14 protein-coding genes are annotated in these 17078 nt (G+C 32.2%); 5 read left to right on the forward strand and 9 right to left on the reverse strand.

The genetic code is table 11. The annotated features are described in order from the left end of the window. Window positions 1-33: 33 nt before the first annotated feature. The gene (locus FF125_RS20635; protein WP_138951966.1) at window positions 34-2607 is read right to left on the reverse strand and encodes a carboxylesterase family protein; all 2574 of its coding nucleotides are present in this window, start codon (window positions 2605-2607) and stop codon (window positions 34-36) included. 182 nt (window positions 2608-2789) lie between these two features. On the opposite strand from FF125_RS20635, the gene aspS reads away from it, so the two are divergent. Both aspS and FF125_RS20645 read left to right on the forward strand, forming a co-directional pair. After that, window positions 2790-4535: an aspartate--tRNA ligase gene (aspS, locus tag FF125_RS20640; protein ID WP_138951968.1), complete on the forward strand. Its 1746-nt coding sequence runs from the start codon at window positions 2790-2792 to the stop codon at window positions 4533-4535. Window positions 4536-4554: 19 nt separating this feature from the next. Then, window positions 4555-6348 (forward strand): chloride channel protein, encoded by a 1794-nt coding sequence (locus tag FF125_RS20645; RefSeq protein WP_138951969.1) that lies wholly within the window; start codon window positions 4555-4557, stop codon window positions 6346-6348. A gap of 64 nt (window positions 6349-6412) precedes the next feature. On the opposite strand, the gene FF125_RS20650 is transcribed toward FF125_RS20645, so the two are convergent. After that, complete coding sequence (locus FF125_RS20650) at window positions 6413-8545, reverse strand: carboxy terminal-processing peptidase (RefSeq protein WP_250629644.1); 2133 nt, start codon at window positions 8543-8545, stop codon at window positions 6413-6415. Window positions 8546-8918: 373 nt separating this feature from the next. Here FF125_RS20650 and surE point away from each other — a divergent pair, with 373 nt between their 5' ends. Together surE and FF125_RS20660 are read left to right on the forward strand one after the other, a co-directional pair. After that, complete coding sequence (gene surE, locus FF125_RS20655; RefSeq protein WP_117879957.1) at window positions 8919-9689, forward strand: 5'/3'-nucleotidase SurE; 771 nt, start codon at window positions 8919-8921, stop codon at window positions 9687-9689. After that, window positions 9677-9964 carry a hypothetical protein gene (locus tag FF125_RS20660; RefSeq protein ID WP_117879958.1) on the forward strand — a complete coding sequence of 96 codons (288 nt, stop codon included), beginning with the start codon at window positions 9677-9679 and terminating at the stop codon, window positions 9962-9964. Before surE ends, FF125_RS20660 begins: the two co-directional genes overlap by 13 nt. A gap of 77 nt (window positions 9965-10041) precedes the next feature. Here FF125_RS20660 and FF125_RS20665 read toward each other — a convergent pair whose 3' ends face one another. The 7 genes from FF125_RS20665 to FF125_RS20695 form a co-directional block, all read right to left on the reverse strand. Continuing rightward, window positions 10042-11925 carry an OmpA family protein gene (locus FF125_RS20665; protein WP_138951971.1) on the reverse strand — a complete coding sequence of 628 codons (1884 nt, stop codon included), beginning with the start codon at window positions 11923-11925 and terminating at the stop codon, window positions 10042-10044. Window positions 11926-12044: 119 nt separating this feature from the next. Beyond that, on the reverse strand, window positions 12045-12452 hold the full coding sequence (gene arfB / locus FF125_RS20670; RefSeq protein ID WP_138951973.1) for an alternative ribosome rescue aminoacyl-tRNA hydrolase ArfB: 408 nt from the start codon (window positions 12450-12452) through the stop codon (window positions 12045-12047). Between the two features lie 215 nt (window positions 12453-12667). After that, window positions 12668-13327: an AAA family ATPase gene (locus FF125_RS20675; protein ID WP_117879963.1), complete on the reverse strand. Its 660-nt coding sequence runs from the start codon at window positions 13325-13327 to the stop codon at window positions 12668-12670. Continuing rightward, window positions 13285-13998 (reverse strand): nicotinamide riboside transporter PnuC, encoded by a 714-nt coding sequence (gene pnuC, locus FF125_RS20680; RefSeq protein WP_138951975.1) that lies wholly within the window; start codon window positions 13996-13998, stop codon window positions 13285-13287. The genes FF125_RS20675 and pnuC overlap by 43 nt, the downstream gene beginning before the upstream one ends. Next, a complete protein-coding gene (locus tag FF125_RS20685; RefSeq protein ID WP_117879965.1) occupies window positions 13982-14242 on the reverse strand; it encodes a YkoF family thiamine/hydroxymethylpyrimidine-binding protein in 261 nt (86 codons plus the stop codon). The genes pnuC and FF125_RS20685 overlap by 17 nt, the downstream gene beginning before the upstream one ends. Next, on the reverse strand, window positions 14226-14963 hold the full coding sequence (locus FF125_RS20690; protein ID WP_138951977.1) for a phosphoglycerol geranylgeranyltransferase: 738 nt from the start codon (window positions 14961-14963) through the stop codon (window positions 14226-14228). The genes FF125_RS20685 and FF125_RS20690 overlap by 17 nt, the downstream gene beginning before the upstream one ends. Before the next feature lie 53 nt (window positions 14964-15016). Further along, window positions 15017-15658: a 4'-phosphopantetheinyl transferase family protein gene (locus FF125_RS20695; RefSeq protein ID WP_138951978.1), complete on the reverse strand. Its 642-nt coding sequence runs from the start codon at window positions 15656-15658 to the stop codon at window positions 15017-15019. A gap of 64 nt (window positions 15659-15722) precedes the next feature. Here FF125_RS20695 and ahcY point away from each other — a divergent pair, with 64 nt between their 5' ends. Next, complete coding sequence (gene ahcY, locus FF125_RS20700) at window positions 15723-17039, forward strand: adenosylhomocysteinase (protein ID WP_138951980.1); 1317 nt, start codon at window positions 15723-15725, stop codon at window positions 17037-17039. Window positions 17040-17078: the final 39 nt, after the last annotated feature.

The following is a 17078-nucleotide window of genomic DNA, read 5'->3' on the forward strand; positions in this document are numbered from 1 at the left end:
TCTTAAACCTCTTTTCTAAAATCTGTTACTATTTTACTTCCATTCAAAATCCCCGTTTTCTATAGACCAATCGTTTCCGAAAAAACCTGCACATTTTACAGCATCAATACCCTCATTGAGCACTTGACTATCAAAAAGTAGAACATCAGGAAAGGTTGTTCCATTCACCATATAATGATTAGCGTAAGTCGCTTTCATACCTTCATCTCCTGTGGCAGTGACTACACCAACGCTTGCAAAATTACTATCTTTTCTTGCTGTAGTAAAGTACATTCCCCATAGGTTTCCTATCAGTTTTTTTCCTCCAAAATCAACTTCATTATTTTTAACTTGAATCGGACTGTCTTTTAGCAATAATTTCCAAGCTACATTAGTGTCTTTATTTCCATAAATGATAACATTTCTATCGGCATATTTTTTTAAAGAAAAATCAGTGTCTTTTATCATTTCTACATTTCCGTTTGCACGATAATAAAAAGTTTCAGCATCAAAAAGAGCTTTGTGGTAATTCCATTCATTTTCAGAAGCATTACCTTTTGTACCGTATACGAAAACCACATTATTTCTAAAAGCATCTTTAAATCCCCCATTTCTATGTGGTCCTTTTTCGCTTAAAGAAGGTACCGTAGTTGTTTTCCAATTACCGTTCTCTTTTTTAAAGTAATTCTTATTTTTAGCAGTAATTTCTAATGCTTCACCATCAAGCGTTAGTGTATTTATTGTGTCAGATAATGTTGACAAATCAACTTCTAAAAGGGCAACATTATTAGTATTGATATTAAAACCTTTTTCCTTTGACATATCAAAAGAACTAACTTCAAATGGTTTTTCTTGTTGATAGATAGTTATAAAATTAGCGGTTGCCGAAACTCCTGGTGATCCGGTATAAAATTCTAACTTTTTCACATCTTCATCCTTTTTAATAGTCCGTTGTTTGAAAAAATCAAAAATTGGAGCCCAATCTACACTGTGATTTCCATACCAATGGGTACCATCAGGATATTCATAATATGTAAAATCATTATGAAATTTTCCCAAACGCTCTCGCATTTGTCTTGCAATAATAGTTGGCACTACATTATCCTTTTCGCCATGTAAAATGTAAACACCGCTTTGCAAATAATTACGTTCCAATTTTAGAGTTCTACTTGGAGTGCCCGCTCTTTCAATAATATTTTCTAAAGGCGTATTTATAGATTGTAATTTCATTCGTTCTACAGTTTTTGGCGATAGCCCAACACGCTTCAATTGTTCTGGTGTCATTTCTAACATTCGTTTCGTAAAACCATCACGATAGGCCAATAAATCAGGATAACCTGCACATGGAGCAATAGCAGCAAATTTATCAGGATAGGTAGCTCCTAAATACCAAGTACCATGTCCACCCATTGAATGACCCGTTAAATAAATTTTACTGTCATCTGGATTATAAATAGTTGTTGCATCTGCTAAAACTTCCAAAGCATCTAATCTCCCCCAATCTTCCCAGGCAAAGCCAAATGGACGACGATTAGTAGGGGCTACTAAATTTCCCCAATCTTTTTGTTGATACGCGTTCGCCTGATTTACGGCTTCCACAGACGCACCATGTACCGATAAAAATAACGCCTGTGAAGCGTCTCTAGTTGTGGATGGAGCCACACTATAATATTGCACACTACCATCTATTTTACTGATAAAGGTCTTTTTATGATGTTTGTATTTTGATTTTATTTGAAGTTTTACTGTTTGTTGATCAAGGGCAAGACCTTTACTATTTTTCAACTGCAATTGCATTTCAATGCCTTCTTTGGAAACCTCTAGTGGTGATGAAGCAAAAGTAAAGGGTACTTTCTGCACTGACAACGGTGGAATATTAGTAATACTAGTTTCTAAGTTCTTTTGACCCAATTTGGCATCAATGGTTGCTTTTTTTATCCAATTTTCAGTAGCATTTATAACCCTAATAGCTCCTTTATATTCCATATCCTCTTCAGACTGAACATCAGGCAACGTCATATCTCTTGTCGTAAATTGCACCCCAGTACTAGGTGTTATTAACCTTGCCCTTATTCTTGGAAAACGCCCCACTTTCAACACAAAAACATTCTCTCCTTTTTTTAATTTTATAGGGATAAGACTATAACCAAAATCATAATGGTCACCTTCATGCGGAAAACCATTAACTAAAGCCAATGAATGACCAGAAGCTTCAAAAAGTACTATTTTTTCAGCATTGGATCTATAAGATAAATACACATAAGACGATCGTAAACTACGATCAGAAAAACTACTTGAACTATCAACTTTAATTGCTTTCCACTGTAACTGTTCGCCTAGATAATCAATATCAAAAGCAGCCTCTTTTTTAGCTCTATACTCGGTATTACTTAGAAACCGTTCAAAAACAGGATCATTAGGAAAAGAGGAAGATTCGAACCCAAAACGTGGCATTTGTAGTGCCAATCCTGTTTTAAAAACATGTAACACCTTGCCTTCGCTAACTTCATTGATTTTTTCTTTACCAAAGTACTCCACTATGTTACCCGTTTTTTGGGCGTTAGAAATACTTAATGTAAAAGCTAAAACTAATGTAACAACCAATTTTATTTGTGTAAATATTTTCATTTATTCTAGAATTAAATTTAATACCTCGAAATTATTAATAATTATAATTTTGCCGTAATTTTTTAGACCAAGAGCAAGTTCTCTATGTCGAAAGAATATTTTACCATATCTACTCTAAATAATCTCAGAAATTCTTTAAACCCAATAGTAAATCATTAAATTTGCACTTCAATTTTTTTACAATGTATAGAAGTCATAATTGTGGTGAATTAACATCATCAAATATTAATAATGAAGTTACCCTTTCTGGATGGGTTCAAAAAGTACGTGATAAAGGATTTATGATTTGGGTAGATTTACGTGATAGATACGGAATTACCCAACTTATTTTTGATGAAGAACGTACTTCAAAATTAATTTTAGATCAAGCTCAAAAATTAGGGCGAGAATTTGTAATCCAAGTAAAAGGGAACGTAATTGAACGAGCTTCTAAAAATCCAAATATTCCAACAGGTGAAATTGAAATACTAGTTTCTGAATTGACCGTGCTAAATGAAGCCTTATTACCTCCATTTACTATTGAAGACAAAACGGATGGTGGTGAAGAATTAAGAATGAAATATCGCTACTTAGATATTCGAAGAAATCCTGTAAAAGAAAAATTAATTTTTCGTGCTAAAGTGGCTCATGAAGTTAGAAACTACTTATCAAAACAAGATTTTATAGAGGTAGAAACTCCATATTTAATAAAATCAACACCAGAAGGTGCACGTGATTTTGTTGTTCCTTCTAGAATGAACGAAGGTCAATTTTATGCTTTACCTCAGAGTCCCCAAACTTTCAAGCAATTGTTAATGGTAGGAGGTTTAGATAAGTATTTCCAGATTGTAAAATGCTTTCGCGATGAAGATTTACGTGCCGATAGACAACCTGAATTTACACAGATAGACTGTGAAATGGCTTTTGTTGAACAAGAAGATATCTTAGATGCTTTTGAAGGATTAACCCGCCATTTATTAAAAGAAATTAATGATGTTGATGTAGAAAAGTTTCCTAGAATGACGTTTGATGATGCCATGAAAAAATATGGTAACGACAAACCTGATATCCGTTTTGGTATGGAGTTTGGCGAACTAAATGAAGTGGCTCAACATAAAGAATTTAACGTTTTTAATCAAGCAGAATTAGTAGTTGCCATTGCAGTTCCTGGAGGGAATAGTTACACGAGAAAAGAAATTGACAAACTAACAGACTGGGTTAAACGCCCACAAGTTGGTGCTTTAGGAATGGTATATGTACGCTGTAATGAAGACGGCACTTATAAATCATCTGTTGACAAATTTTACGACCAAGAAGATTTAGCTAAATGGGCGGAAGCTACTGGAGCGAAAGCAGGCGATTTAATTTGTGTTCTTTCTGGACAAACAAATAAAGTGAGAGCACAACTGAGTGCTTTACGAATGGAATTGGCAGAACGTTTAGGTTTACGTAACCCAAAACAATTTGCACCATTATGGGTAGTTGATTTTCCTCTATTGGAATGGGATGAAGAAACAGAACGTTTCCATGCTATGCACCACCCGTTTACATCACCAAAACCTGAAGATATTAAATTATTAGATTCTGATCCTGCAAAAGTTAGAGCCAATGCTTACGATTTGGTTTTAAATGGTAATGAAATAGGAGGTGGATCTATAAGAATACACGATAAAACAACACAATCTTTAATGTTTGACCATTTAGGGTTTACCAAAGAGGAAGCAAAAGAACAATTTGGTTTCTTAATGAATGCTTTTGAATATGGTGCCCCGCCACATGGTGGTATAGCCTTTGGCTTGGACAGACTGGTTGCTATTTTAGGCGGACAAGAAACCATTCGTGATTTTATTGCGTTCCCTAAAAATAACTCAGGTAGAGATGTAATGATTGATGCTCCGGCACCAATTGATGAATCTCAATTAAAAGAGCTTAATTTGAAATTAAGATAGCTCTATCATAAATTAAAAAATGTCAAGCCCATTAAAAATAGTATTACGTAAATTCTTAATTTGGAGATACAAGCACATCCCCGAAAAACAGTTTATATACATACTAAGTGCAGTCATTGGTTTATTGGCAGGTCTCGTTGCCGTAACTATTAAGAATTTAGTACATTTAATTCAGAATTTACTAGAAGGACAGTTTATAAAAGATTTACATCAGGCCTTTTATTTTATATTCCCATTAATTGGTTTGTTACTCGTTCTAATTATAAAAAGGAAGCTAATTAAAAAAAAGATAGGGCATGGAATTCCTTCCACCCTATTCGCAATTTCAAAACAAAAAGGGTTGATGCCAAGACATCAAATGTGGGCCTCTTTAATTTTGGCTCCATTAACGGTTGGTTTTGGTGGTTCTGTGGGGTTAGAAGGCCCAACAGTAGCAACTTCTGCCGCAATAGGTTCTAATACAGCAAGATTATTTCATTTAAATCAAACAACAAGAACATTGTTAATTGGAGCAGCTGCGGCTGGAGCAATGGCATCAATATTTAAAGCTCCTATTACCGCCATTGTATTTGCTGTTGAAATATTTAGTTTAGAATTAACTATGGCATCTATGATACCGCTTTTGATAGCTTCAATTTGTGCGGTATTAACCTCTTATTTCTTTTTTGGAAATGATGTATTGTTACATTTTACTTTACAAGAATCTTTTAGTTTTAAGGACGTATTATTCTATATATTACTCGGTGTAATCTCTGCATCGGTTTCTGTCTATTTCAGTAAAATTTATTTCAGACTGAACACTTTCTTTAGATCCATTACCAATTTATATAAGAGATTAATAGTTGGTGGAGTTTTATTAGGAGTTATCATTTATTTTGTACCTCCACTTTTTGGTGAAGGCTATGAAACCATCAACAATATTCTAAGAGGAGACATAGATCCTGTTTTAGTTAATAATATATTTCATACAGCCACAGATAGTACATGGATTATCATAACACTGCTAATTGGTTTGGTAATTTTTAAAGTGGTGGCCACTTCTTTTACTTTTGGAGCTGGTGGCGTGGGCGGTATTTTTGGTCCAACACTTTTTACAGGAAGCGTTACGGGTTATGTATTTGCCCTTATTATCAATCATACTAATTTGTTTGTACACCAGTTATCATTAACTAATTTTGCTATGGTCGGTATGGCTGGATTAATGGCTGGTATTTTGCACGCCCCATTGACAGCGATTTTCTTAATTGCGGAAATCACTGGTGGATACGAATTATTTGTACCATTAATGATTGTTTCGTCTATATCTTATATTATTGCTAAAAAATATGTTCCACATAATATTTACCATAAACAATTGGCAGAAAGAGGTCAATTAATTACGCACGATAAAGATAAAAATGTTTTAATGATGTTAGACTTGGATAAAATTATTGAAACAAATTTTATTCTTCTTTATCCTCAAATGACGTTAAGAGAAGTAGTAACTAAAGCCGTTGCGAAGTCATCAAGAAATCACTTTCCTGTTGTAGATGAAGACAATCAGTTTTTAGGAATATTAACCTTAAACGATATTAGAAGTATCATGTTTGATAGTAAACTATATGACACCGTCACTGTTGAGAGTTTAATGCGTAGTGCTCCAGATATTATCTATTATGAAAAGCATACTACAGAAGATATTTTAAATAAATTTAAATCTTCAGGTGCTTGGAATTTAGTGGTTATCAAAGAAGGTAAATACTTTGGTTTTATTTCTAAATCAAGATTATTAACTGCTTATAGGCAGACTTTAATAAATGTAACATCAATATAAAAAAATCCCTTTGAGTAAATAATCTACTTAAAGGGATTTAATTTTTATAATAAAAGGAATTAAATTAATTCTTTACCAAAGGTTTTTCAGTTCTAATTTTTAGATCGGCAGCTATATTTAAAGCTTCTTCAATATAAATATCTTTACTTAAGTTTTTGTGCCAAACCTCACGTTTCTTAGCCAAAAGAGAATCTTGTTTAAACAACTCTAATTCATAGGGCAGTGACGTAAAACTCAGGTTATTTTTATATTCATAAAGACTTTTAAATCGATTACCTTCCTCTTCTCTATTTTTTAAATCTTCATTATATTTTTTATAACTCAAATAAACTTTAGTATCGTCTTGACCTTCTTTTAACCATTTAGCATTACTATCAATCAGTTTAAACTGTTCATTTTCAGCAATACGTTTTTTACTATTATTTATTACATCATCAAAATTTGAATAGCCATTCCATACTTTATAGTCGGCACTTGCTATTTTATCCCATTTCAATGAGGTTGGTTCATCTCGTTCTCCAATTTTTAAATATGCATATCTATCCGGCAAAGCAACATCAGAAACCACTCCTTTAAGCTGAGTAGAGCCACCATTTATTCTATAAAATTTTTGAATTGTCAGTTTCAATGCTCCTAAATCTTTAGGATAATCAAAGTATCTGTTAAGTGCCATATAGTTCTGTACAGTACCTTTTCCATAACTTTGCTTACTACCAATAATTACGGCTCTATTATAATCTTGCATCGCAGCTGCAAAAATTTCTGAAGCAGATGCTGATAATTCATTTACAATAATTACCAGTGGTTTATTCCATTGAATTTTATAATCTTCATCTGAACGAATTTTTGGTTCGCCATCTTTATATTTTACTTGAACAATAGGCCCTTCTTCAATAAATAACCCTGCAATATCAATTGCTGTATCTAAAGAGCCACCGCCATTATTTCGTAAATCAATAACTAAAGCTTCAACATTCTCTTTATTTAATCTTTCTACCTCAAGTGCCATATCTGTAGCTGAGTTTCTAAAATTTCTTTCGCTAAAATCTATATAGAATTTTGGCAAATCAATAACTCCAAGTTTTCTATTGCCCATTTCTACAACACTCGTTTTGGCAAAAGTTTCTTCAAGCTCAATAACATCCCTTATAATAGGAATAATCTTAACTGAACCGTCCAGCTTTTTAACGGTAAGCCTTACTTCTGTACCTTTTTTACCTTTTATAAATTCTATAGCATCATCTAAACGCATTCCAACAATATCTAATGGCTCGCCATCAGCTTGTGCTACTTTAGTAATTATATCACCAACTTCTAAATTTCCATCTCTCCAAGCTGGTCCTCCAGAAACAAGTTCATCGACACGGGTATACTCACCTTTTCGTTGTAATCTAGCACCAATTCCTTCAATTTTACCTGACATTTCACTATCAAATTTCTTTTTGGTTCTTGGAGCAAAATAGGTTGTATGAGGGTCAAATTCTGTAGAAATACTATTTATAAAAATAGAATACCAATCTTCATCATCCTCTTCATCTTTATATTCAAAAAACTCTTCCATGCTTTTCAATGTAGCTTCTCTAGCCTCAACTTCTAGCTCCGCAAAAGTTTTCACTTCAGCTTTAGGGTCTTCTTTTTGCTTATCTTCTTGTGCTTCAATTTTACTGTGTAAACGAGATAATGTTGTTAACTTAAATTGTTTTTGCCAATTGATGATTAATTCTACCTCATTTTTTGGAAAAGCTTTATTTTCATAATCAACATCAAAAACTTCATCCTTATTAAAGTCAAACGGATGTTTTAAAATTTCCTTATAAAACCCTTTTGCTTCTTGAACGCGTTGTAAATATTTTGAAGTTACAATCCGATAAAAGGATAGGTCTTCTTTTTTTATTTGATCATCTAACTGAAGTTTATATTTTTCAAATATCTTAAGGTCTTCTTGAGTAAAAAATCGCTTTGCAGGATCTAAACCTTCAATAAAATTATTATAAACAGCAGTTGAAAATTCATCATTTATTTCATGTGGCTGATAATGACCTTGCGTTAATGCCGACCTTATCAGTCCCAACAATATTTTTTCTTTTTCAGGATCTGGGTTTTGCTTCATATTAAAGCTTAACAATACGCCAGCCAATAAAATTATTGGGAGTATAATTTTATAATTCGATTTCATAAAGTTTATTATTTTTTTCATTCAGTATATTCAACTAATCTACTAAAATAGTGCCAATAATTTAATTTTTAAAGGATTTAACAGATTTTTTGCATTTGATCTTTCTCGATTTAGAGTCAAACTACTTCAAAACGTTTAAATTTAAATTCTGTTATAAAATAAATGTTAAACAATTCGTAAAGCTATTAATCAACCGATTAAATGCTATTTATTGATTAAAAATTGCTGATTTTTCATCGCTTTTTAACAATTTTAGGAACCTAATTGTACTGTGCAACTCATAATAGTAATCAATTGAGCGAAAAATGAATAACTTTTACTTTAATGCAAAATATTTAACCCTGTCCATAATAAAAAAATGGTAGTTTTGTAAAAAAGAGAATAATACATATTTATGAGTGAAAGACCTTTAATTTTAATTTGTAATGATGACGGTATTACAGCACCAGGTATAAGAACCTTAATTTCTGTAATGAACGAAATTGGCGATGTAGTTGTTGTGGCACCAAATAACCCACAAAGTGGTATGGGGCATGCTATCACAGTAAACACTACCTTAAGATGTAACCCTATTACTATTGATGACGGACCACAATTAGAGTACAGTTGTTCTGGTACACCTGCCGACTGTGTTAAAATGGCAGTCAATGAAATATTGAATAAAAAGCCTGACATCTGTGTTTCTGGAATTAACCACGGTTCTAACGCTTCTTTAAATGTAATTTATTCTGGTACCATGAGTGCTGCAGTAGAAGCGGGTATTGAAGGTATTCCGGCTGTTGGTTTCTCTTTAATGGATTATAATTGGGATGCTGATTTTGACGCATGTAGAACCTATGTCAAAACAATTGTAAAAAATATCTTGAAAAATGGTTTACCAGAAGGTGTTGTGCTTAATGTAAACATACCTGACTTAAAAAAAGATGAAATTAAAGGAATCAAAGTATGCAGACAAGCACACGGAAATTGGGAAGAAGTTTTCGATAAGCGTGTTAGCCCTCAAGGGGAAGATTACTATTGGTTAGCCGGAAAATTTGTAAACCTAGATAAAGGAGAAGATACTGATATGTGGGCATTAGAAAATGGTTATGTTTCTATGGTGCCTGTTCAGTTTGACATGACAGCACATCATTATATCAAAAATTTGAACACATGGGATCTGTAAAAAAAGAAATATTTATTGGAATCTTAATTGGTTTGGCCGCTACGGCTGGAGGCTTTTATTTATATGTAGAATATGCCCTAGAAGGCACATTTGAAGAATCACTGGCTGTATTAAAAGAAAATAGTCTTTATGGACAAGTACTGAGTATTGCAGCTATACCAAATCTTATTGCCTTTTTTATATTTATAAAAAAACGGCAAGATTATAGAGCTAGAGGTGTATTAATTGCAACGTTAATGGTAGCATTACTAATATTGGCAGCTCAGTTTGTTTAAGCGGATGAACACCCCTAAAGTCCCCTCAAGGGGACAATCATAACAACTATATTTTCCAGTCCTAATCGAGCTTCTACCTATTCATTACAATTTTCGCAATAGGTTTTTCTCAAATATTCATCTTCTAAAAGTTGAAAAGTTACACCACCATCATTAATGGAATTAAATATTTTACAAAATCTTTTTTGATTCATATTTATGGCATTTAGCATGATAGTTCGATAATTAGATGATGCTGTTAATTCAGGTTTTACCAACGTTAAGTTTAAATAATAAAATAACAAATCTTCATCAACGGTAACACTTCTCACTTTTTTATCTAACAAATCAACCGCTTCATCATGATTTGAATAATAAGTTAAAAACTGGGCAAGACTTAAATAATCATAATTTGAAAGTGGAAACTTCTTATAATTTTTCTCAATATAGGCAACTGACTTATCTTTATTCGTGTAATCTCTTTTTTGCATGAATTGCTCACTTTTAATAATATGAAAATTGACCATCATTCTGTCAATTAAAATTTGTTTAATACCATAGCCTTTTAGTTGGTAAATTTCTTTTTTAAATTTTTCTTCATCAACAGGTTGGGCATTATACCGGAACATAACCATTTTCAACGCTGCAAGATTATATTTGACTTCCTTATCTTTTGGAACCAACTTTTCAAGTTTTAACAATTCATTATAGGCTATTAAGACATAACTTTGATTTAACAAAAACTTGTTCACACTATTTTTATTTATAAAGCGGACATATTTTTTTTGCTGAGGCACATTCATTTTATTAAGAATATCAGGCGAAGATTGACTTTCCTTTAATTTCTCAAATATTGAATTTTGAATGTCATTGGCTATTTCAACATCATTAGCTGCTAAAACTTTATTAAACAAGGATATTAGTTCTTCTGTTGACTTATCTTTATATAAGTCTTTCTTTTCCAACTCCAATGTTATAACTGCTTTCCTGTGATTTTTTAAATACGGCTCTAATTCCTGAGCAAGATTGCCTACCAATTTACTTTTTATAGCAACCTTACTTAAGGTTTTTAAATTCGCATGTTTTGAATTGGAAATATCGTTTAAAAAATCTACCCAATTTTCAGACGAGTTTACCTCAGTTGTTATGGTAGGTTCTTGAAAAGTTTGTAAGGCATCTGCAATACTTTTAGCCCGTTGTTCTTGTAATTCTATATTCCTTTCTAAACTTCCTTCTACTGATGAGTACGCTCTTATATTTATTGTTTTAATATTAAATTCTGTCAATCGCAAAGAATCATACATCGGTTTTATATCTTCTTTTGAATAGGTAGCTTTATTTTTTTCAAAAGGAATTTCAAACTTGAAGCTCTTATATTTTACTACAAATTTTTCTTCGTTAGTAGGTTTTATTCTTTTAGTTTGATAGGTTAACGAATCTAAATACATGCCCATGTCCAATAAATCCCAAGGGTATCGTTCAATTTTATAAACACGTTGGTATCTACATAAATTTTTATTGTTTAAAAAAAGGATATTAAACTCTAATTCTTCAGATACCAGAGCCTCCGGCAAGGTACCCACCAATACTCTAAATGTTCCTTTTCCAAACGGTTTTAATCTCTGTTTTAGTTTTTGCATATAGACAGGCTTCAATAGCATCCCTTTAATTTGAGTATCTACCGTAGTTGCTTCAGTACAATCATAAAGGCTTTTGGGTACTACATCTATGGCAATACCATCGCCCACTTTTTTAAAAAGTTGAAGAAAAAACTTTTTGTCGTTAATTTGAAAATAGAGGTTGTTTTTTTCTTGTTGTACTGAAAAACCAACTTCTTTAGGCTTTTGATTAAAAAGCTGATTATAATATTGGCATTTTTGGTCTCTGTCAGCTTGTGGAAAAACAATGTCGTATGTGTTTTGACTAAAAACTGTTGTACAGAAAAGAGATAAAAGGGTTAGGTTTAAGAAATGTTTTTTCATGGATTGTTTAGCGTTTTACTCAGTAGGTAATTGTAAAGTTAAGAAAAAAACCAAACTATTCTGAATAGTTTGGTTTTAGTAATACTATTTAAATGTAGCCTAAAGAATATTTTTTAAGCTTACAGCTCCAAATCAGGCTTCTGTCTATTTGTTTTCTTTTGAGAAAGTTTCTTTTTAGATTTTAAACGTTTTCTAATAGCCGATTTTGAGGGTTTTGTTGCTTTTCTGGGTTTTACCTTTTTAAGTCCGTTTTTAATGACTTCTAAAAATCGCTTTATAGCAATTTCCTTATTTTTATGTTGACTGCGGCTTTCATCACAAAAAAGAATTAGCACATTCTCTTTGGTAAGCCTATTGGCTATTTTATTTAAAAGCAGTTGTTTTTGTTCATCAGTAAGCTCGTTAGAATTTTCTACGTCAAACGTCAATTCAATTTTTGATGACACTTTATTGACATGTTGACCACCAGCACCACCACTTCTGATAGCTTTAAAGGAAAGTTCTTTTATTAAATTTTCGGTATTTATGCTTTTTTATTATCTGATTGAAGACCTCTAATAAAATTAAAAACGACCAGGTCTGTCTTATTAACAAATTAACTAAGGTGTCACTTCGAGTGAATTTTCGAGGTACGCATCCCGAAGCGTCAGGATGTATCGAGAAGTTTTCATTTCCCCAATGTTCTCGATACACTTTTTTCTTTCGTTACACTTCAGAAAAAAGCACTCGAACTGACAATAGTTTAAAAATCATAATTATTACCCATATCAGTGTTCTGATGCAAAAAGTGCATATCTATATCTTCTAGATTTTTTGAAAAACTATCTAGATTGGTTCGTTCTGCTAGAATTTTATCTATGGCTTGCGTAGCTAATTTCAAACGCGTTTTTTTATCTCCTTTTAGCAAAATATAGGGTCTGTTGTATTTTTTCAATGCACTCTCAAAAGCATCAAACATTTCTTTTCGCAATTCTGGTTTATCACGTAAATCATCTGCTTCCCAAGGCGTGTCAATATAAGTTAACAAGTATAAATCATACGTATTTTCAACTGCAGCTTCATCTAATAACGGATTTACAAAGCCACCATAATATTCTTCTGAATATACTTTTGTTTCGAGTAAATCGGTATCGCAAATCAAAACATTATCTGCTTTTTTAGCCAATTTATTTTCAAGCTTCATCTGCCCCTCTGCAATGGGTATTAAATCAGAATTTTCACAAGTTTTTCGGTAATTATTCCATTTGTCTTGTAGGTATTCACGTGCATATTCAGCAACCCAAACGGTGTTATAATGGCGTGCCAATTGTTCTGAAAGTGTTGTTTTACCTGTAGATTCTGGACCAAACAAAACTACTTTTACAACATTTGCATCTTTTGATTGTCTAAGCTTTTCTTCCATTGTTTATATCCTAAATAAGCAATTACTAATAATATTATAAATTGTATTCCGGTAAACCCAAGTCCTTTAACAAAATACAGCGGAATGGCAACGATATTACCCATAATCCACAATATCCAATGTTCTATTTTTTTTAGAGCCATTAACCACATGGCCGCAAAAAATATCCCAGTTGTAAAGGTATCTAAAAAAGGTGTTATTTTTCTAAAATCATCTAAACTACCAGAAGTCATATTGGTAAAAGCATAATTAACACTATCTGTAAATCCTAAATTATTAGGCATTACGTTATAATAACGATAGACTAAGATTACAAATAGTGAGGTAAAAATAAAAATACCAAAAGCCTTTAATTTATCTGATGTATTCGTTCGTGTTATCGGAATATGATTTTCCTTATCGTCAATTACTTTACTCCACATATACCATCCAAAAATACTCATGATAGTGTAGTAAATATTAATGATAAAATCGCCATACAGCACAAACTTATAACAGATATACACGTAAATACATGTACTTATAATCCCTAAGGGGTAGACTAAAATATTTTCTTTTTTTCCATACCACACACCTACAACTCCAAATAACATTGCTAAAAACTCAAGAACAATATCAAATGTTGTTGCCGTTCGATAAGGCTCTAAAAAAAAATCAATAATTTGATTCATAAGTACTTCTATCTGTTTTAACTATTTTCATATACATCAATCCAATTTCAATTGAATTGAATGCTTTTTTAATCTCGTCTTGAAGAATATTAAAAACCTGATCATAATCACCATACACTTGAGTGCTTAATGGATTTTCCAACACTGTAAGTCCACTATTTCTTAACGCTTTTATAAATTCTATGATAGCGGCCTCATAATTGTCTTGCAATGGACTAAAAGTTAATTCAACTGATATTTTCATTGTTTATTTTATTTAGAAAATGAATGTCTTGTTCAAAAGCAGTACCAATAACAACAAGGTCAGCTCCAGCATCATAGGCCTTTTTTAATTGCTCTTCGGTTCTAATTCCACCACCAACAATTAGCGGAATATCTAATGCTGTCTTTACTTTTTTAATGATATATAGATTTACTACTTTTTTAGCTCCAGAACCCGCTTCTAAATAAATGAGTCGCTTACCACCATAAGCTCCGGCTAACGCTGTGTTTACGATGAGTTCAACGTCTTTTTGCGGTATTGGTTTTGTATTACTCACTTTTTGTACAGAAGTTTCAACACCACCATCAATTAAAATATACCCTGTGGATATAACTTCCAAGGATGAATTTTTAAGTTTTGGAATTGATTTAATTTGTTGATGAATTAAATATTCAGGATTATCGCCCGACAGCAGCGACAAAAACAAAATGGCATCTGCCATATTACTAATTTGAGTATAATCTCCCGGAAAAAGTATGATAGGTAATTGCGAGGTCTTCTTTAATATTTTTACTAATTTATCAGTTACTCCTTGATTAACAGTGCTACCTCCAACAAATATAAAATCTGCTTTTTTGTTAATTTTCTCTGTTATTGAAGTAATGTAATGTGTCTCTAATAGTATTTTATCAGGGTCTAATAAAATAGCCAACAGCTTTTTACCTTGTTGTACGGAATCAATTATATGTTGGTATATGTTCAAGAGTTTTTATAAAAATTCAAATATACGGATAGAAATTTAGCTATAACCTTCGTTTAATTGATTACTTCGTCAAGTGCATAGGTGCACATGAAACCTTCAAACTCTAAAAAATGTATTTGGTAAGTGCTTTTTTTGTTTTTATAGGTAATTGTTGCTGTTGTTTCTGTGTCTTCAAAAGAAAAATCATCCACATAAATATGTTGTAAAAAGCTGAGCCCTTCTTGCTCATAAATTTTATAAAGAGCTTCCTTTGCTCCCCATACAATGGTAAGTTTTCTAACTAATTCGTATTCGTTTGGTATATGATAATAATCTTCTGGAGTTGTAAATTTATGAGAAATACGCAATATTTTATCACGTTGTTTTTCAATATCAATACCAACATGCTTAGTAGTACTCAGAATAATACCTGTAAAAATAAAGGAATGTGTAATTGAAATAAAATTACCATCTTTTAGATGTGGTTTTCCGAATTCATCGTAATACAAATCGGCATCAACATAACCAACTTCTGCTAATAAATGACGAATACTCATAAAACCTCTTTTATGCAATTCAGATTTCATTCCGTCAACACGGTTTTGACATTTATCTGTGAGGGTAATACCCTTATTTAAAGTCTCAATTGACTCTTCTATTTTCCAAATTAATACTTTGGTGGTTTGATTAACTTTTAGAGTTTTATAAAGGGGCATAGATTTATCAAGTTATTTTGTAACTTTGCAGTCCGAAATTTTAATAATAAAAAAACACATTAATATGAGTTCTGAGACAGCAACATACACACCCTACAAAGTTAAGGATATTTCTTTAGCTGAATGGGGAAGAAAAGAAATTGAATTGGCAGAAGCAGAAATGCCTGGATTAATGAGTCTTCGTGAAGAGTACAAAGATGAACAACCCTTAAAAGGTGCACGAATTGCAGGTTGTTTACATATGACTATTCAAACTGCCGTTCTTATTGAAACTCTAACTGCTTTAGGAGCAGAAGTTACTTGGAGCTCTTGTAATATATTTTCTACTCAAGATCAAGCTGCGGCTGCAATTGCTGCAACTGGTGTACAAGTTTATGCTTGGAAAGGCTTAAGTGAAGAAGAATTTAACTGGTGTATTGAGCAAACCTTGTTTTTTGGTGAAGATAAAAAACCATTAAATATGATTTTAGATGATGGAGGCGATTTGACAAATATGGTATTAGATGACCATCCAGAACTAGTTGCTGGAATTAAAGGATTATCTGAAGAAACTACAACAGGAGTACACAGATTATATGACAGAATGAAAGAAGGTACACTTACAATGCCTGCTATAAATGTAAATGATTCTGTTACTAAATCTAAATTTGATAATAAATACGGTTGTAGAGAAAGTGCTGTTGATGCAGTTAGAAGAGCTACGGACATTATGCTTGCAGGTAAGCGAGTTGTGGTTTGTGGTTATGGTGATGTTGGTAAAGGTTCAGCTGCTTCATTTAAAGGTGCAGGATCGATAGTGACAGTAACTGAAATTGATCCAATTTGTGCTTTACAAGCTGCAATGGACGGTTTTGAAGTTAAAAAATTAGAAAATGTTATCGGTAAAGCTGATATTATCATTACCACTACTGGTAATAAAGATATTGTAACTGGTAAGCATTTCGAACAAATGAAAGATAAAACGATCGTTTGTAATATTGGACATTTTGATAATGAAATAGCTGTTGAATGGTTAAATACGAATCATGGTGATACAAAAGTTGAAATCAAGCCACAAGTTGATAAGTATACTATTGATGGTAAAGATATTATTTTGTTAGCTGAAGGTCGTTTAGTAAATTTAGGTTGTGCAACTGGTCACCCAAGTTTTGTAATGAGTAATTCATTTACAAACCAAACGTTAGCTCAAATGGAATTATGGAAAAACCATGAGAACTATGAGAACAAAGTGTACATGCTCCCTAAATATTTAGATGAAAAAGTTGCTCGTTTACATTTAGAAAAAATTGGTGTTGAACTAGAAACGTTAAGAGAAGATCAAGCAAAATACATTGGTGTAAAAGTAGAAGGTCCTTATAAACCAGACTATTACAGATATTAATGTAATTATAATAATTTCTATTCCTTTTACGTTTCAGGA

Origin of the sequence: Aureibaculum algae, assembly GCF_006065315.1 — a bacterium.
GTDB classification, from domain to species: domain Bacteria; phylum Bacteroidota; class Bacteroidia; order Flavobacteriales; family Flavobacteriaceae; genus Aureibaculum; species Aureibaculum algae.